Raw genomic sequence first — 18,881 nt, forward strand, 5'->3', positions numbered from 1 at the left:
AAATAACTTTAGAAGAAATTTTTAAGGGTTTATATAAGTAAAAGATCACTTAAACCACTATTTTTAAAGGTTTGTTCGACTTTTAAATAAAGAGTTTGAAATTATTTTTATCTGGAAAATATAAGTTATTTTAGTTATCAGGATGGCTTATTTATCAAAAATATCGTTTATTTGTTTTATGGATATTGTTATTTTTGAAAAATATAATATTTATAACTTATATATATTTTATATTTATAAGTATAACAACTTTGATTGTTAACTCATTTTTAAATTAAATATTGTTTTAATTAATAATACTTAATGATTACATAATAAAACTTATTCTTAATATTAGTGAAATAAATCACTCTATTCAAACATATATCTCTATTTGTTACTATTCTTATAAATTATTTATTAACAAATACTTATCTTTGTTTTTTTGAGATTTTTTTAACCAAAAATCTCCACAAATTAGAATTACATAATTTTTTAATATAGTTTATATAATATGTTTTATTGACATAAATAGAAAAAATATCTGGCAAATAGGTCAATGATATTTAATTCACTTAAGAACCATAATTTGCACCAAATTTTACGCTGTCACGATTCATTGAATAAAACCAAGTGAAAAGTTACGTAAAAAAGAAACCAATAATTTTATTGGCTTAAATAAAAAATCGAATATTACAAATAAGCGGAATGAATATGGATAACGTAGCTCAGCTAGAAACTGATACTAATTTCCAAAGCCGAAAGAAAATAACCTGGGGTGTTTTTAGTGTCCTACTGTTATTTTTATTTGCTGGCATATTATATTATTTTTTTGTATATCGTTTCTATCAATCTACAGATAATGCTTATGTGCAAGCCGATGTCACTTGGGTGATGCCAAAGATTTCGGGCGAAGTAATGGAGTTATTAATTAACGATAATCAGGTAGTAAAAAAAGGGGAAACTTTAGCGGTATTAGACCATCGTGATTATCAAGCTCGTTATGACCAAGCCCGTTCTGTGGTCAGTTTAAAAGAAGCCGCACTGGGCGTACAACAACAAAATGAAAAGTCTGCCAAGTCTTCAATTATTGAAGCTAATAGTGGTGTAGTGGCAGCACAAGCTGATTTAACTCGTTTAAGAAAAGAGTTTGAGCGTTATCAAGATTTATTAAAAGATGGGGTGATTACCCGACAAAACTTTGAAGGGGTTCAGTCTCAATATTTAACGGCTCAAGCTCAACTCAGCAAAGCGCAAGCCGCCGTAAATGCGGCAGAAGCTCAGTTGGGGAGTTTACAAGCGAGTCGAGCACAGCTTCTAGCAGATATTCAAAGTGCAAATGCAAACTTAAACCTGTATCAGGTCGATTTGGCTTCATCAAAAGTGGTCAGTCCTGTAAACGGTAAAATCGGTAGCCTTGCAATCCAGAAAGGCTCACGTGTTTCTCCGCAAACCCGCTTAATGGCGATCATTCCTGAAAATAGCTTGTATGTACAAGCCAACTTCAAAGAAACCCAAATTGAAAAAATGCATATTGGTCAGAAAGTTAAATTAAAACTTGATGCCTACCCAAGCCTGACCTATACCGGAAAAATTGAGAGCTTTTCACCAGCTTCAGGCGCGACTTTCTCACTTATGCCACCAGACAATGCCGCAGGCAACTTTAACAAGGTTGTTCAGCGTATTCCTGTGCGTATTGCCATAGATTCAAGCCCACATATTGATTTGATAAAACCCGGAATGTCGGTGAGTGCCACCGTTGACCTAAGAACTTAATAATAAAATTTTAGGTAATAACCAATGAATAAGCACCTTGAGGCCGAGTGGAGATTCCCAGCAAAAACTGCATGGGCAATTTTTGCTGCCATGATTTTTGGCAACTTCATGGCGATTCTTGATATTCAGATTGTGGCGAGTTCTCTAAACGAAGTTCAAGCTGGTATGAGTGCAAGTCGTTATGAAGTCACTTGGGTGCAAACGGTTTATTTAATTGCCGAGATTATTGCAATTCCCATGTCGAGTATTGTCTCGCGGGTGCTTTCAACACGGGTGTATTACACCATCTGTGCAATTGGGTTTACGATCAGTTCTTTACTTTGTGCTTTGGCATGGAACTTAGAAAGTTTATTAGTGTTCCGTGGCATTCAAGGTTTTATGGGCGGCGGCATGATTCCGACTTCCATGACGGCGTTGTACTTACTTTTTCCAGAACCAAAACGTTCATTGCCTTTGGTGATGTTTGGAATGATCAGTACTTTGGGGCCAGCGATTGGCCCCACCATTGGCGGTTGGCTCACCAATAACTTCTCATGGCACTGGATGTTCCTGATCAATATTATTCCGGGCATCATCATTGCTACGGTCATTTACTCAGGCCCCAATATCGACCGTGCCAACTATTCACTCATCAAAAGTATGGACTGGTTTAGTTTGGTCGGTATGGCGATGTTTTTGGGTGGGCTTGAATATTTCCTTGATGAAGGCGCACGGCATGACTGGCTTGCAGACACAGGCGTTCGGATTGCGTTTATGATCTGCATTGTGGGCGGCATGATTTTCTTCTCTAGAAGTTTTACCCAACCTAAGCCTTTGCTCGATTTGTCCGTATTTAAAAACAAAAACTTTACCTTAAGTGCTATCACGACTTTTGTGATTGGCATGGCGCTCTATGGCTTGGGTTACATGATTCCCGTGTTTCTTGGGCAAGTCCGTGAAATGAACAGTAGCCAAATTGGTCACGTCATGATGGTGACAGGTATTGTCATGTTCTGCTTTGCGCCGTTTCTTGCTTGGCTCATTCCCAATTTTGATACCCGAAAAACTGTATTTGTTGGAATGATTTTGGCTGGATTTGGCGTTTGGCTCAATTCGCACCTCAGCATTCATAGCGATTACGACTTTATGTTTTGGCCGCAAATTTACCGTGGTATTGGTCTCATGATCTGCCTGATTGTAGTGTCACATTTAGCCATGAGTACTTTGCCTCTCAGCAAAGTGGCCGATGCCAGCGGTATTTATAACCTGATGCGTAATATTGGCGGCGCGGTTGGACTAGCTCTCATTAACTCATCGTTAGATTGGCTCACTGCGCTTCATGTCACCCAGATTAATCAGGGGATGACACCGCAAAACTGGATTTTTACAGAAAGACTCGACCAACTCACGGCGCAATATCAGGAAGTCGGTGCAAATGCTCAGCAAATCGCGCTGAGTGTGATTTATCGCGACATTCATTTTCAGGCACTGACCTCTAGCTTTAATGATCTATTACGCATGCTCGCAATCATCATGTTTGTGACCGCATTTTTAACCATCTTTATGGATCGGGGGAAGAAAATGAATATGTAGATTTTTAAAAATAAAGGCAGCTTTCAAAGAATGAAAAACAATAGGGCATATCAAAACGTATCCCTTCATAGAAAAAGAACATTGATCTGAGTTTTCTAAAATCGGTTGATGAGATCGGGGAACTCACAAATTAGAGGTGGAAGGTTAAAGGATTATGATTAATACAACGTATAAACTAATTTCAAAATTGAACCTGAAAAACACGACTTATGGTCAATATTTTGAAAAAGAGCAAATCGATACTGAGCGATTAAAAGTGATGTATTCCATTTACGAACAGTATTATGAAAATACGAGATTTTCTATTTTCGTAGATGATTTCCAAAATAAAAGCGGTGCGATCTTAATTTTTGATTCGGAAACAGATGAGATTGTGGGTTTCTCGACTGTGGTGGTGCAGCATTTCTACTTAAACGGTAAGGACTACACCGTGTTATTTAGCGGTGATACGGTCATTTTGAAGAAGTTTTGGGGTACGCGTAGTCTGCAAAGTACCATGCTCAAGCTCATGATTAAGCTTAGAATCAAATATCCTTTTAACGAACTCTATTGGCTCCTCATTTCTAAGGGCTATAAGACCTATCTCTTACTTGCCAATAACTACTATGTGTACTACCCAAATATTAAAGATGAAAACCAACACCTTTCGGAAGTCGTTGAGCACTACTGTGAAAAATTCTTTGGCGAATACTATGACCGTGAAGCGGGCCTTTTAAATTTTGGCGATGATTATCAGCCATTAAAAGGTGAAGTTGCACCAATTACTGCCGAAATGAGAGAGAAAAACCCAAATATTCATTTCTTTGAACAAAAAAATCCGACATGGAAAGCTGGCACAGAACTACCGTGTATTGGTCGTCTTGGCTGGAAAGACATAGCCCGTTTCCCAGTGAAACTAATGACCAAACCTACAAGTAAGGGAAGATTTGAAGCTTGCGTAACACATAAAACAAAACGTAGAGAGGCCATCCAATGAAATCTAATGAATGGCTAACTTTGGGTTCGCATCTTATTTTAAAAAAATGGTGTGATGCAACTGACCGTAATTTTCAAAAACAATTTAATGCCTTAGAGACCACGCAACGTCAAATTTTGCATTCGATATTACAGACCTCTACCTTTGCCAAAGATAAAAAGGTCCAAAATTATGAGCAGTTTGTAAAAGCATTTCCTGCGACACGTTACGGCGCATGGAGAGAGGACATTCAGCGTTACCGTGAACAAAAGCTTTCACTCTCGAGCAGTAAACTGGTTCGTTTTCAGCCGACTAGTGGTTCGAGTGAACAAATCAAGTTTATTCCATATACCAAGCTGTTTTTAGATGAACTTGATCATGCGATTGCGCCGTGGATGGCGAGTTTATACCGTAAATGTCCACAGTTGAGTTCGGGCACACATTACTGGTCGGTGTCATGGTTACCTGAAAGTCAGCGTGAAGTTTTAAAAGACAAAAACCTAAATGATGATAGTGCGCTACTTGGTGTAGGTAAACGTATATTGTCTAAGTTTACCCAAGCTGTTCCAAGTAACGTTGCTTTTGCAGCCAATGCCGACGATGCACTGTTTGCCACCATTTGCTATTTGGTCGCAAACCGTAACTTAGCCATGATTTCGGTGTGGAGTCCAACTTTTGCGCTGCAATTGCTGGAACGTTTGGAGTCACTACAACAAGACGTGATTGAGGTTTTACAAAGTGGTTCATGGGGTAACCGTCAGGCTTCATTAAAAGAAGTCACTGCACCGCGTAGCTCTGAAAGTGCTCAAGCCTTAATTGCAAGTTCAAACGGCACAGAGATCGACTTTAAAAAGCTCTGGCCAAAGTTAAGTCTGGTTTCGAGTTGGGACACCGCAGGTTCAAAAGCTTGGGCCGAAAAATTAAAAGAAAAATTACCCAGTGTTCAGTTTGAAGGCAAAGGACTATGGGCGACGGAAGGTGTAGTGACCATTCCCTACAACGACCAATACCCACTCGCATACCAAAGTCATTTCTATGAATTTGAATATTTAGAGGGTGAGAAACAAGGGCAAATCATTCCGTCGTGGCAACTTAAACAAGGTGATGTGGTCAGCCCACTGATTACTTCTGGTAATGGCTTGCTGCGTTATTGTCTAGATGATTGCTTACTCGTTACTGGCTTTATAGAACAAATTCCATGTTTTGAGTTCCAAGGTCGCCGTTTTGGTGTAGATCTGGTTGGTGAAAAACTCGCACCTGAAACTGCTCAGCAATTATTGTCACAGTTAAATGAAACGGAATCGAAGGCGATTTCTTTACTGGCGATTGATACGCAGCAACAGGTTAAACCATTTTACTGCGTGCTTTTTGAAGGTGATATTCATCACAGCATTAGTAATGAATATATCGATAGTATCTTGCGTCAAAACTTCCACTACGAACTTGCACGAAACTTGGGGCAGCTCGACCAGCCTCAAATTCGTCAGGCCAATAATGGTTGGAATGCGTACAAGAAACTAGTCATGTTTGATGGCATTATCGAAGGTAATATCAAGCCTGAGCCACTCAAAAAAGTCACCCTGAATAGTTTGGAACAACTATGAAAGGGATGAAGCAATTTAACTCTCGGTTTTTAACACTTCGACACGCCTTGTATTTAGGCGTGTTGTTGGTGTCGAACACACAAGCCATGACTTTAGACGAGGCTTTGTCAGCTAGTTTAAGACATGAAAGTCAGCTTGAAGTCAGCCGTTTAAGCGTGAACCAGTCCACCGCTATGCTCGAGCAAGCCAAACAGCGTGATGGACTTAAAGTCAATTTAGTCGGGCAACTTGACTATGAAAGAATAGATACGCCTTCACACGTCCTGTTTCCAACCGAAGGAAACCGTAAAGGTCGAAGTTTGCAATTACAGGCAGATTATCCGATTTATACGTCTGGTCGACACCGTTTGGGAATAGATGTTGCCGAAAGTCAGCTTTCTGCACAAAACCAAGGTTTGTCAGATCAACGATCTGAAACCATTTTAAATACCGTGATGGTCTATACCGACGTATTAAAAAAGAAAGCGATTTTAGAACTCAGACAAAAGACCATGGCAAATCTGCAACGGTCTTTATATGAATCAAAGCGCCGTTTTGATGTAGGTATGATTACCCGTGCGGACTTGGCTCAGGTTTTGGCGCAAGTTGCTCAAGGCCAAGCCGATATCACACAAGCTCAATCTAACTTAACTGTAAGTGAAGCACAGTTTTACCAAGTAACGGGTACAACACCTGATAACCTTGTTGCGATTAAACAGCTACCCGCTATTCCCGCGAGCTTAGATGAAATTTTGGCGCAAACCAAAAACCATCCAGCGTTAATGCGTAGTAAATACGAAAAGCAGGCTGCCGAGAAACAATATGCTTTAACTAAGCGTGAACTGTGGCCAACGGTCATGCTCACTAGCCGTGCCGGAAAACAAGATGAAGCAAGCTATATTGGTTCTGAAAGTAATAACTACATGGTTGGGGTGCAGCTCAATGTACCGCTCTATGACGATGGTTTAAATCGCGCCAACGTTAAAAAAGCACAGGCCGATATCGATTTGGCTCATCAGAAAATACGAAGTCTTGAACTGGATTTGAATAAGCGTACACGCACGACCTATGCACAGCTTCAAACCATTCAACAAAATAAAGAAGCTCTGGCAAATGCCATAGAGGCTGCATCTATTGCCTTTGTCTACACACGTAAAGAGTTTGATGTCGGCACCAAAACGACATTTGATTTGCTCAATACCGAGCAAAAGCTACTCGATGTACAAACCCAAAAAACCGTGAATGACCAAGACGAAGTGGTATTTGTCTATCAGCTACTCGACCAAATGGGACGCTTAAATAACTTGGTTCCTATGCAGACCGCACAACAGGTGAATAATGAATAAAACAAATCCACCACTTGCTGACAATACGCTCATTACTCGTGAAGCAACTTTGGCAGATGATCAGACTTTACGAGATTTAATCGCCGTACCCATGACCACTAAAGGCATACAAATTAGCTTTCAGCGCGAACCGAGTTATTTTAGAGCGTCTGATATTGTGTATAGACATAAACTACATGTCGTGATTGAAGATACCGAGAGTCAAAAAAATGTCGCTTGTTATAGCAATGGTTACCGCCCGTGTTATGTCGATCGGAACATTCAAAACTTACGTTATGCGGGTGATTTACGGGTAGATCACAACTACCGTGGTAAATCACTGGTAAAGGTTTTGGCAAAGCATGTAAAACAAACCATGCATGAACCGAACTATAGCCAAATGATTATTTTTGATGATAACCATGCCGCGCGGGCTGCCATCCAAACGGGCAAAACGGGAATGCCTGATTATTATGATGAAGGGCTTATAGAGACACTTAGCCTGACGAGCACTGGCGCAAAACGGAAAATCACGGCTTTTTTAAAGCAGAGTTCTCAGCAGAGTGACGACATTCAAGAAATCCGTACATGTGTAGCTGAAGCTAGGCATGTGAAAGCCATGAATCAGTTTATTGCCAACATGGCAGAGTTTTATAACTTTATACCTGCCTATAACTTTGAAGAACTGGCTCAAGGTCATCAGTACTTTTCAGGAATAAAACTCTCGGACTTTTCACTTTACTTTAAAGGTGAAAAACTAGTGGGCATGTTTGGCTTGTGGGATCAGCATAGTATTAAGCAAACTAAGATTCTAAATTATAGCTCGGCCATAGCTGTGCTTAGACCCGTTTATAACTTGCTGACTCCAATTACTAAAGGCATGCGCTTGCCTAAGCTGGGTGACTCGATTCAGTACCATGTGTTACATACGCTTATGTGTCATCCCGAAGATTTGGCTTTGCATCATAAAATGCTCGAAGATGCCTATAACAAGTCAAAACAGCAGGGCGTTGGTGTGGTGAGTTTTACGCTTTCACACAAAGACCCGCGCTATCAGTTAAACCAGTTTTATAAAGGCGAACGCTTAACAGGAATGCATGGTTTTATTAGTTATGAAGGCGATCCACGACCAAATTTTGATAAAAACCTGATTCCATATTTAGAGGTTGGACGTATTTAATTTAAAGCTTGAAGTGATACTTTGAATGAAGCCCGCGGAAGTGGGTTTTGTCATTTTGAATACGAGTGATGAAGTTGAAGATCAGTTTATAAAAGAAAACTTAGCAATAATTTATAATATAATTATTTAATTTTTAATGGAAAATTATTTTAATTTTTATTGATGCGTAGTCACTAAACGTACATATAGCGCAACTACTATACAAATCGAAATTTAAGAACATGGTAGTTAAGTGATGAAAAAAAGTTTATTGGGCGGCCTTATTCTGTCGTTGTGTACAACTCCAGCTTTTGCACTAAATATTTTATTGGTTAACGATGACGGCCTAACCAGCAATGTCAAAGCGCTTTATGACGAATTAAAAGCAAATGGTCATAACGTGCTTGTGTCTGTACCGTGTTCACCACAAAGTGGTCGCGGTGGCGCAATTGTGATGTACAGCTCAACAACAATTACCGCGGATAATGATAAGCAAATTGCGGCTGAAAACGGTTGTCACAACGGCGCTGCACCCATTGGCGCACCTGCTGCGGGGACTTTTACCAAAGCGGGTTATACCAATGGAGACTGGAACTACACGCATGGCACACCAGTCATGGCAACAGTTTATGGACTAGACGTGGTTGCGCCAAAGCGTTGGGGTAAAGCGCCGGACTTAGTTTTATCTGGCCCGAATGAAGGACAAAATGTCGGAAAAGTCGTTGTGCACTCTGGCACGATTGGCAATGTACAGTTTTCGGCTGGGCGTGGCATTCCGTCTATTGCTTTAAGCGCAGATACAAATACGGTAGATGATAAGACTTTAAACAACCCTAACTCTGCGATTGTGGCAAAACAAACCGTAGTGTTATTAAAAGAATTACAAGCTAAGGCAGGCAAGGGCCAGTTGTTGCCAAAAGGCATCACGCTAAATGTTAATTTCCCAAAAAATTTAACAAGCAGCACACCTTTTGCTTTTTCAAAAATTGGAACGTATGACTTATATAAATTGAAGTTCCAAGTAACCAAAGACAATAAAGGCAATAACCAGTTTGGCTTAGGAATTGATGTGGCACCATCGGCTCCAACCGCAGCTCAAATGTCGGATGAAAGCGCCGTCATGCAAAGCAAAATTGCTGTAACTGCAATGCAAGTTGCTTATGACCAACGACCAGCAGCTCAAGAATGGCTTAAAATCCGTTTAAAAAGCTTATTTAACAAGTAAGGAGAAAGACCATGAAACGTTGTTTGTTGGTTTTACTCCTTGGGCTTGGCTTAGCCGCTTGTAATGACAATGATCATGATGACCAAGTCTCGACTGAAAAACCTGCCTTAGCTCCGAGCTTAGATGTCGGTACTTATATTATTAGTACTGAAACTGATCAAGAGTTACTTATGGCGGGCAAATACTATTCTGGTGCAGATGGTTCTAAATTATTGGTTTTAGATGATGACGAAAACCGTGCCAAAATTGTGATGAGCTATGACGCAAAAACCAAAGCTTGGCAAAGCAACCAGTCTAACCAAGCGATGACCGTTGAATTAGCACATTATGAAAAAATTGATGATCAGAAAATTACGCTGAATCAATTGGTCGGCAATTACGATTTATCTTTTCCAGATGGAACAACGGTCAATGCCGAAGTGAATGCACAAGGCAAAATTGTCTCGAAAGACCCAAATTGTGTGTTTACAGGTGTTATTACTGAAAATGCATTAGCCAATACTGCAAACTATCAACTGACCGATAATAAGTGTGATGCGCTAAAAAATAACTCGAAAGGTTTTGTGATTGTAGATGAAGACTTAGAACCTATGAGTTTTAGACTCGTATCTGACACAGTTGCATCAAAAGATATTTGGGCATTTGCACAATCTTAAAAATAAAAAGGCAACGGATTCATTTCGTTGTCTTTCATTCCAACCTATCTTGCGACGTTGAAACAATTAACATGGTTTGAAGGTAATAATCTACTCGTGATTGATTATTTTCCTTATGTGAGTTATGTGCATTAAAAGCTGCATCATGAAGTTTCACGACTCGAGCGATCGGATTCGAACTACAACGAATTAAATATTCTTCGCGTGTTTCACTTTCCCGTTTAGTTAATGCATCAACCGCATCACGGACTTCTTTTCCAAATAAACTTTCGATTTTGGCTAGGGTAAGAGGAGTGTCTTCAACGCTATCGTGTAGAAGGGCTGTAACAATATAGACTTGTGAAAATTGGTGCTCAATTAATGAATTGACCACACCTTTAATATGATAATCAAAGTAATCATGAGGACCATACTTTTGACCTTGATGCGATTCTTTTGACAATTTCTCTGCGAGTTCAACTTTATTTTGAGTCATTTTTTGCTCTTATCACTTTAAGTATATGACACGGCCTAATGTGTGAGATAGGTCGCTTAATTCATAATTTTATACTGAATAGCTACTCATAAAAACATCTGTTAATAACAGTAGTTACTCTTTTTTATTTATTCATTTTTAGTTGAGGTAGGACAATTCAGGCTTTAAGTTTTTGAAATTTTAAACTTTAACTTAATGATATAAGGGTAGATTAAAAATATTACTTAAGAATTTCCTTAATTATGTAATTAAATGAAAAACAATAATTATTTAAATAATTTCTAGCCAATTTCACATTGACACTTCAAATATTGGAGATTACCATTTGCGGGCTGGCCTACATTGCCAGTCGGTTTTAGCAGACCGTTTATTTCGACCGCATCAGGATTATTTCTTCTGAGGAATAGTTTTGTGCGCGCACTCCCAGTTCCCTCCCGTAGCGGTAGGACGGGAGAGGGACACCCTCGGGTGTGCTGGAGTCGAAACCAGTCTGCTAACCCTCTTCCGTTCTGCCACCATAATATGTTCTGGCAGAACTCCATAAATAAGGAGTTGGCTTTGCGCATCCATCATTTCTTGGCAACCCTTGCCAAAAGCTATAACAACACAGCTTAAAACACTTAACGCAGCTTGATTGCCGTAAGGCTTTTTCAGGCTTTAGCTCGTTATTACTTAAAACTTAGACAATTAAACCTTGAGATGTGCTGGGCACAGTCTTTACGGCTTTGCTATGCCTTTTTTCTCCCCAAAGGCAGCAGTTTTTATATCTCATTTATATACAACAATAATTTTTATAACGGTAAAAATATGCCAAAAATAGTTCTCCCAACACGTGCAGTACAAGTCGTAAATAAATCAATTGAGTTATTTCACTACAACGGATTTCATCTGGTCGGCATCGATAGACTTGTGAAAGAGTGTGAAGTGACCAAGGCGACTTTTTATAACTACTTTCACTCTAAAGAACGGTTGATTGAAATCTGCCTGATTGTGCAAAAAGAGCGCCTAAAAGAGAAAGTAGTTTCAGTGGTTGAATATGACCGCGACACAAACGCAGTCGATAAACTCAAAAAGCTCTATCTTTTACACACAGACCTAGACGGGTTGTATTACTTATTATTTAAAGCCATTTTTGAAACAAAACTGACCCATCCAAAAGCGTATATAACTGCCGTGCGATATAGAACATGGTTCATCAACGAAATATATAGCCTGCTTAGAGCACTTAATCCCGATGTTTCTTTTACTGATGCCAAACTGTTTTTATATCTAATCGAAGGCGCCATTATTCAGCGTTTAAGTTTGAATGAAGTTGATGAGAGCGTGGTTGAGGTGTTTTTAAGGGGGATGGGGTGAGGTGGCTTTTAAGCTTTCCTCATCTTATTTAAGTTATATGATTACAGAATGATTTACTACTCCACATAATGTGCAAGCAATGTGATTTAGTACTCAAAATTAATATTGAAATTTTTTGTTACATAAATTATCAATTAAAATATAGACAGCATGCTGGCTATTTTTAGAACAAAAAAACGAGAATCTACCGCTTTTTACCCTTTATTTCTGCATATTTTCTCATATTTCGCAGAGTTTTGATGTTTTTAGCTCTTAGTATGTAAAAACTATAAAGTGTCTTAGAGAGCAAGTGCGACATATTTAGACGCAATTAACTTCCACTGAAATAATTTTTGTAATAAAATTAGATCAATGCCCAACATTTAGTGGTTGGACAGTTAGAAGTGCACTAGATATAGAAAAGAACTAGGTGGCAGCCTAGTTCCTTTCTTCAATATCTAGAACACATCAACCTTTAAGTAAGAGACGGAGATTAGAAATGTCACTCTTAAAAGCATTAAACGAAGTGTTGAAATTTAGAATTACATCCTATTTGAAATTTAGTCAAGCTGAATTTCGTTTAAGATGGTCGTTCAAAAAGCCGCGTGATTATAGCGAAAAGCAGATCAAATTGGAATGCCTTAGCTATATTAAATGCTAGTTTAGTGTCATAAGGATGACATTACTGCTCAAAGTCTCTCTTTTATAAGAGGATTCCATCATGGAATTTTTAGACTTTGGCGATATGCCAAAAATGACTCCAATTATCGGTAAACTTCCGAAACTTGGAACAAATAAAGCTGAAATCTTAATGTTTTTATTGTCTGGTGATCAGCCAACCAATAGGCAAATGGGACATAAGCTTGACTGTGTTAGCTCGGCTGCTCGTATTTGTGAACTAAGGCAAGATGGGTGGTTAATTGAAGCACATAAAATCCCTTATCGGACAGAGACAGGGAAGGATGTTCACTATTGCAAGTATTATATTATGAACTTGCAAGATGTTTTAACCCATCCGAGAGTGCAGCAGTTTATCGAGTGGCACCGTAAACGTAAGTAGTAATTCAGGTAAAAAGCATCATAAGATGCTTTTTACCTATCTAGAATATATTTAATAACAATTAATTTAAAAATAGAGAATAACTTTTATTGAATTATTCTTTTAATAAGCTAAGGAAATTGATTCAAAATGAATAATCTCTAATTTTTAATATAAGTAGAAATATATTCAACAAATTTATTTAACTGCTACTGATACAACTACACAACAGACATAGCATTTTTGATACGAAGGAGTATATTTTGAGAGACTTTAATTCTGGTGATATACATGGAGATGTTCAAATTAATGATAACTCCAATAATACTAAATATAAATTGCTTATTCATTGTACACCTGAGGAGTTAATACAAGAAGAATCTCATCGAAAGGCTTTACTTGCAGATGAGCGTTCGCGGAAAAATAGAACTAATTTTAGATTTTTGGGTTTAGCAATATTTTTATTATTTATTGCTTCTTGTTGGTATTGGATCCAAGGAGCTATTGATATAGCGTCATTAGTAATAGGAATGGCAGGAGTGATTGTTGGAATAAAAACGCTTCAAGCATCGGATACTCCTACTGATTTTGAAAAACGTCAGCTATTAACACTTCAGGAGATCAGCACTCTGCTAAGAGAAAGAGGTGTGCGTCGATGATTAAAAAAATTCCATTAAGAATAAATAATAACTTATCAAATACAATACTTTGCTTTTTGATATACTATCCAAACATACAGTGAAGTTATGTGACTTCAGGATAACCGAGATAAATATATGTATATAAATGTTTTATTAGAAAATGGGCAAAAACTTCCAATTCTTGTCTCAGATATTCCTAATGATAGCGGAATTTATCAAACCCTTTCATCCTCAACAAATGAGCCGCTATCTCAAAATTTTCAGATATCTACAATTGTTTATGATTCTCATGGACAATTTTACAATACGGTTCGCTTAGTAGCTTGTAATGGTATTTTGATAAGAAATAATCACGTTATTGCTACTCAAGATAGTATAATTGTTGATACGTTGGGTACTTTAGTAATAGATATATAATAAATATAAAAAAGGACCCCCATTATCACTACTGGTGGGTCCTAATGATAAAAATAAATAAATTTTATAAAATATTTATTTAATACATTAAGAAAAATCCTAAGTTTTCCAAATTGTAAGGCTATTTAGAATTTACCTATCCAAATTCGCCTCTTCTGCCTCAGTATTTATTCATCATTTAACGCACATTCAAAATTACTTGGGTTTTCTTTACATCTTACTTTTTTCAAAAAGTTCATCATTTTAGGGTCATAAATACCCGCCTTGGTTAGCTGTATACGTGCCTCGCGCATCATTTTCATATAATTTAATTGCTCATTTTTAGGAATATCCATCCAATATTTTGAAGGAATATCACTTTCATATTTAGCAATAATGCCAAAGGTTCTATTTAATTGGCTGGCTACCCAAGTTCGCGACTTTTGCCCAAAACCTGCTGGAAACTGATCTTTACGAATAATGAAGTTTGCTGAAATTTGAGTTAAAGGAAAACGAACAATTGCTCCTTTCTCACCTAAACCTTTGTGTAGTTCAAAAGGTTTAAATGCCACAATAGGAGCGGGCACAATATCAATTTCATGGTTATTAAACTTCGCACCAGCATTGGTGACGTCTACCGATACAGCCTGACCTCCAACATGTTGGACAAGCTTTGGTTGCGCCTCATCGTATTTAAATACCCCAATTTTTTTACCGGCAGCCTTCGCGAGAGTATTTATACTTCTATCATTTACAAATAAATATGCAGGTCCAATTGTGCCTAAACCTGCAATTTCATAAGGACCGACCACCATGTTTTTTGCGGCCATTGGTGAAGACAACAGCTTATAGGCATTAATTGCCGTTTTCATATTTGTTAATGCGCCGACCGCATCTAAAGATCCTGTGTATTTATTAAACTGACGGCCACGTAAACCACTAATAATAGCGCCATCACACTTACCGACTTTTAAATCTTCAGCCGCAATGCGTTCATCTACATATGCTTTTAAAGATAGATCAGCTCCCCAGTTTTTAGCTTCAAGTGCATAGTCTTTGGCTAAAGCGAAAGCATCTCCCGATTTACCAATGGGGTCATACACACAAACGACTTGTTGTTTTGCATAAATAGTTGTTGTTAAACATGTGCTTGCAATGAGTAAAATAGTTTTAAAACGATCCATATTTAATTATCCATTATTTAAATTATAAAAATTATTTTATGAATCTTGCTTAGATTAGATATGACATTTCAATAAGAATTTAAAGAGAAAAGGTCAAAAGGTAGCCTTAATTAGCACCTTATTTTTTTTAATTGTATGGCTATGTTGTATATGAATTGAGATCTACCAGTGAGCTAAATTTAAAGAACAGCTGTATACACGTACTATACCTTTTTTTCAAGCATGTAAAAGATTTTTTTTAAATATTTTATTTAAATTTCAATAGCATACATAATAATTTGAGTTTCAGTTTTTAATTTAATAGGCTAAAAATTTTGAGGATTAGAAGGAGATTTAGAAAAAGAAATCTCTATAGCAGCCAGTAGTCGCAAATACATCTTGTAAGTAGCTCAGCTCACTAGGGTAAATATAAAAGTGTAATGACAACTTACAGGAAGTTGTCTAGAAAATTATTCTGGTTAAGATTAGAAATAGGGTTTAATACATAAGCATCCAATAGAACCAGCTTAGGCGTTTAGTAATTTGCTAGAACAACACATACAGTTAACCAAGCTAAGTATTCATCACAGTAAAGAATTAGTAGTGAAGCAACAACAACATAGTGAAGCGAAGTCTGATATATCGTACGTTTCCAAATCTTCTATTTAACATAATATACATTATACGAACAGTTGTATAATTCAATATTGCCCCATAGCTTGGTAGCTATCTTTCATTTGTTTGTAGTGCTTATTTCTTTCTAGCTATTGCGGTACTTTTAGCTATGTGGAATGAATTTTTATTCTAGTTAAATTCAGCACTAGCATCTTCTGACGTTGCTATTGATAGATAATAAATAGGATTTATAAAATCTAATTAAATAGAAATTATGATTAGGTTTGGCTAATAATCGCTTGTTTGATTTTTATTGAGCTTTTTCTCTACCTAGAGCTCCTAGAAATTAAAACTATATCTCGCTAGAACATTTTCCTAAAATCTTTAAAGTCTATGCTAAATTCTAATTTATTAACTCTGATATGCTCAAATCCGCAATATAAAGCAAATTTAATTACAGATTGGTTGAGTAATGTATATTTAGTCACATTTTTATTGAAATCTATATTTTATTTCTCAGTAATAATTTTGAAATATAAATTATAAATTAAAAAATGAATTATATTTTTATTAAATATTTTAATGTATATCATGCTGTTTTAATTTGCAGTCTGTTTTTTTATTAATCATTATTTTTTAAATTTCTACAAATAACAATAACTTAATATTGTTTTGGTGGTTTTATTATTAATAAATTTTTAGAAATTGTAACTATTACATTATTTAAAGTATTTAATGTGATTTATATCACGTATAAATTAATGATTTTTTATTATTTAAAGCTTAATGATTGTTTTTAAATTAAAAATAAGGTATCAAATATATATAAACTATTTTATAAATAGGTATATAAAATGAAAAATAATATATTTAAACTTCTTGTTTTGATGGTGCTTTCCTCTTCCCCACTATTTTGTTATGCAAGTAACACAATAATGATAAGAGGAAATATTGTTGAAGATACATGTTCAAGAGAACATAGCGAGATAGAATGTGTTGAGGTAAATAATTTAAATATTAAACTTGATAGTGAATATTTAAATAAAGATAGTCTTTTTAAATTAGCTCAACATACTGAGAAAATGGACACAAGCATTGAGAGCATAAGTTCTAACCACAAAGTCGTGCTTATTAATTACCATTAATATCCAAACTTATTTTTGCAGTAAGTTTGATGAAAGAGTGATTTGCCGAATTCATCGCATATTTTGATAAATTGATTGATGAGTCACTCTTTTTTCATAAAAAATGACTATTTGTATATTTTTTTCTATATACATATGCATAATTTATTCTATATAATTGTATTCTAAGAATTTAAACTTATTTTTCACATAATTTGTTTAATTCTTTTTTTATTTACATCGTGTTCTTATGTAACTTGCTTCTTTTCATAGCTTTTCTTTTTTATAAAACAAAAAAATGTTCATAAACAATGGTATAGGCTATTGATAGCGGCTATACATCTCAAATAATAAATGTGATTGAATTAAAATTATGAAAAAATAATGTGATATAGTTTGCATTTTGTTTAATAAGTGTTAAGATCGCCGCATTACTTTTCAAGATGTCAAACACTGGAAAAGTAAGGAAATAAACTTTTATCCAGACTTTTGAGAAAACACTATGAAAAAACTTGCTTTGATCGCTGCTCTTTCGGTTGTAGGGATTGCTAATGCTCAAGCTGCTGATGGTACAATTACAATTAATGGTTTAGTTACAGACAAAACTTGTGACATCGTTACCCCTGCTGGTAAAGACTTCACAGTTACTCTTCCAACTGTTTCTAAACAAACTTTAGCTGTTGCTGGGGATGTTGCTGGTCGTACTCCTTTCCAAATCAACCTAGCTAACTGTTCACAAGGTAAAGTAGCTACTTACTTCGAACCAGGTGCAACTGTTGACTTTAATACTGGTCGTTTACTTAACCAAGACGCTACTGGTGCTAAAAACGTTAACGTTCAACTTTTAGGTAGCAACAACAACTTCATCCCAGTACTTGCTGCGGGTGCAAACGGTGCTCAAGCTAACTCTCAATGGGTTGACGTAGCTGATGGCGCAGGTGCTGACCTTAACTACTACGCTGAATACTATGCAACTGGCGCTTCTACTGCTGGTAAAGTAACTACTTCTGTTCAATACACAATTATCTATCAATAATTAATTGGTAGCGGGGTTTCTATGTCCGCATGGAAACCCTGTTTTGTGTAACGCTTTCCTGAATCTTTCTTGGTTGAGAACTCGAAAATGAAATTGAACAGTTATAATTTTTTGTTAGGTTTAGCATTTGCTTCAGCAGTTATTGCACCTGCTACTCAAGCAGAAATTGTAATTCATGGCACTCGTGTAATTTACCCGTCAGATGCTAGAGAAGTTACGCTACAAGTTAGCAATAACGGTTCAAAGCCAGCACTTGTCCAAGCTTGGATTGATGAAGGTGACCCAAAAAGTACACCGGACCAATCAAAAGTTCCTTTTATGATTGCTCCTCCTATTTCTCGTGTTGAAGCAACGAAAAGTCAGACTCTTCGTATTACAGCTTTACCAAATGCTTCTCAGTTAAATCAGAAGCAAGAAACAGTTCTGTGGTTGAATATTTTAGATATTCCACCAAGACCTACTTCAAAAAGTGAAGATACGACGCCTGATAATTTCTTACAACTTGCAATTCGTTCACGTATTAAATTCTTCTATCGTCCTTCATCGATTAAAGAAGATGCGAATTTAGCATCAGATAAGCTTCAATGGATTAAATCTGGTCAAAGCTTAACGGTAAAGAATCCTACCCCTTTTCATATCACAATGACTTCTGTTTACCAAAAGGCAGGTGATAAAAAGGTTGATTTATTACCTCAGGGGCTAATGATTAAGCCTTTCTCTGAAGCGTCAGTTCAGCTTAAGAATGGCAACCTTCAAGATATGAGTTTTATTAACGTCAATGACTACGGTGGTCGCGTTGAGCACCCGATAAAACTTCAGTAATCAGA

The 18,881-nt window shown here is 36.7% G+C and carries 17 protein-coding genes; 15 read left to right on the top strand and 2 right to left on the bottom strand.

What is annotated here, in order from left to right; genetic code table 11:
• Positions 1–693: 693 nt before the first annotated feature.
• From F928_RS12715 to F928_RS12750, 8 genes are all read left to right on the top strand, one after another.
• A complete protein-coding gene (locus F928_RS12715; RefSeq protein ID WP_005075959.1) occupies positions 694–1,755 on the top strand; it encodes an HlyD family secretion protein in 1,062 nt (353 codons plus the stop codon).
• 24 nt (positions 1,756–1,779) lie between these two features.
• Positions 1,780–3,327, top strand: a complete 1,548-nt coding sequence (gene emrY / locus F928_RS12720) for a DHA2 family efflux MFS transporter permease subunit (RefSeq protein ID WP_005075961.1) — start codon at positions 1,780–1,782, stop codon at positions 3,325–3,327.
• A 187-nt stretch (positions 3,328–3,514) separates the two neighbouring features.
• Complete coding sequence (locus F928_RS12725) at positions 3,515–4,303, top strand: hypothetical protein (protein ID WP_171057750.1); 789 nt, start codon at positions 3,515–3,517, stop codon at positions 4,301–4,303.
• Complete coding sequence (locus F928_RS12730) at positions 4,300–5,886, top strand: GH3 family acyl-acid amido synthetase (RefSeq protein ID WP_005075966.1); 1,587 nt, start codon at positions 4,300–4,302, stop codon at positions 5,884–5,886. Before F928_RS12725 ends, F928_RS12730 begins: the two co-directional genes overlap by 4 nt.
• The gene (locus F928_RS12735; RefSeq protein ID WP_005075968.1) at positions 5,883–7,211 is read left to right on the top strand and encodes a TolC family protein; all 1,329 of its coding nucleotides are present in this window, start codon (positions 5,883–5,885) and stop codon (positions 7,209–7,211) included. The genes F928_RS12730 and F928_RS12735 overlap by 4 nt, the downstream gene beginning before the upstream one ends.
• Positions 7,204–8,370: a hypothetical protein gene (locus F928_RS12740; RefSeq protein WP_005075969.1), complete on the top strand. Its 1,167-nt coding sequence runs from the start codon at positions 7,204–7,206 to the stop codon at positions 8,368–8,370. The genes F928_RS12735 and F928_RS12740 overlap by 8 nt, the downstream gene beginning before the upstream one ends.
• A gap of 232 nt (positions 8,371–8,602) precedes the next feature.
• Positions 8,603–9,574: a 5'/3'-nucleotidase SurE gene (surE, locus tag F928_RS12745; RefSeq protein ID WP_080632705.1), complete on the top strand. Its 972-nt coding sequence runs from the start codon at positions 8,603–8,605 to the stop codon at positions 9,572–9,574.
• Positions 9,575–9,585: 11 nt separating this feature from the next.
• Entirely contained in the window at positions 9,586–10,230 is a 645-nt protein-coding gene (locus tag F928_RS12750) for a hypothetical protein (RefSeq protein ID WP_005075973.1), read from the top strand.
• Positions 10,231–10,264: 34 nt separating this feature from the next.
• Here the strand turns inward: F928_RS12750 and F928_RS12755 are convergent, their stop codons facing one another.
• On the bottom strand, positions 10,265–10,705 hold the full coding sequence (locus tag F928_RS12755; RefSeq protein ID WP_005075975.1) for an HD domain-containing protein: 441 nt from the start codon (positions 10,703–10,705) through the stop codon (positions 10,265–10,267).
• Positions 10,706–11,512: 807 nt separating this feature from the next.
• Between F928_RS12755 and F928_RS12765 the strand changes: the two genes are divergently transcribed.
• From F928_RS12765 to F928_RS12780, 4 genes are all read left to right on the top strand, one after another.
• Entirely contained in the window at positions 11,513–12,061 is a 549-nt protein-coding gene (locus tag F928_RS12765) for a TetR/AcrR family transcriptional regulator (RefSeq protein WP_005075979.1), read from the top strand.
• A 700-nt stretch (positions 12,062–12,761) separates the two neighbouring features.
• A complete protein-coding gene (locus F928_RS12770; protein ID WP_005075983.1) occupies positions 12,762–13,100 on the top strand; it encodes a helix-turn-helix domain-containing protein in 339 nt (112 codons plus the stop codon).
• Positions 13,101–13,342: 242 nt separating this feature from the next.
• On the top strand, positions 13,343–13,738 hold the full coding sequence (locus F928_RS12775) for a hypothetical protein (RefSeq protein ID WP_005075985.1): 396 nt from the start codon (positions 13,343–13,345) through the stop codon (positions 13,736–13,738).
• 117 nt (positions 13,739–13,855) lie between these two features.
• Positions 13,856–14,137 carry a hypothetical protein gene (locus F928_RS12780; protein ID WP_005075987.1) on the top strand — a complete coding sequence of 94 codons (282 nt, stop codon included), beginning with the start codon at positions 13,856–13,858 and terminating at the stop codon, positions 14,135–14,137.
• 167 nt (positions 14,138–14,304) lie between these two features.
• Here the strand turns inward: F928_RS12780 and adeT1 are convergent, their stop codons facing one another.
• On the bottom strand, positions 14,305–15,300 hold the full coding sequence (gene adeT1, locus F928_RS12785; protein ID WP_005075989.1) for a putative multidrug efflux protein AdeT1: 996 nt from the start codon (positions 15,298–15,300) through the stop codon (positions 14,305–14,307).
• 1,448 nt (positions 15,301–16,748) lie between these two features.
• Between adeT1 and F928_RS12790 the strand changes: the two genes are divergently transcribed.
• From F928_RS12790 to F928_RS12800, 3 genes are all read left to right on the top strand, one after another.
• Positions 16,749–17,039 (top strand): hypothetical protein, encoded by a 291-nt coding sequence (locus F928_RS12790; RefSeq protein ID WP_005069200.1) that lies wholly within the window; start codon positions 16,749–16,751, stop codon positions 17,037–17,039.
• A 481-nt stretch (positions 17,040–17,520) separates the two neighbouring features.
• On the top strand, positions 17,521–18,054 hold the full coding sequence (pilin, locus tag F928_RS12795) for a fimbrial protein (protein WP_002113678.1): 534 nt from the start codon (positions 17,521–17,523) through the stop codon (positions 18,052–18,054).
• Between the two features lie 87 nt (positions 18,055–18,141).
• Positions 18,142–18,876 carry a fimbrial biogenesis chaperone gene (locus tag F928_RS12800; RefSeq protein ID WP_002113601.1) on the top strand — a complete coding sequence of 245 codons (735 nt, stop codon included), beginning with the start codon at positions 18,142–18,144 and terminating at the stop codon, positions 18,874–18,876.
• Positions 18,877–18,881: the final 5 nt, after the last annotated feature.

The sequence above is a fragment of the Acinetobacter pittii ATCC 19004 = CIP 70.29 genome (genome assembly GCF_000369045.1).
GTDB classification, from domain to species: Bacteria; Pseudomonadota; Gammaproteobacteria; order Pseudomonadales; family Moraxellaceae; genus Acinetobacter; species Acinetobacter pittii.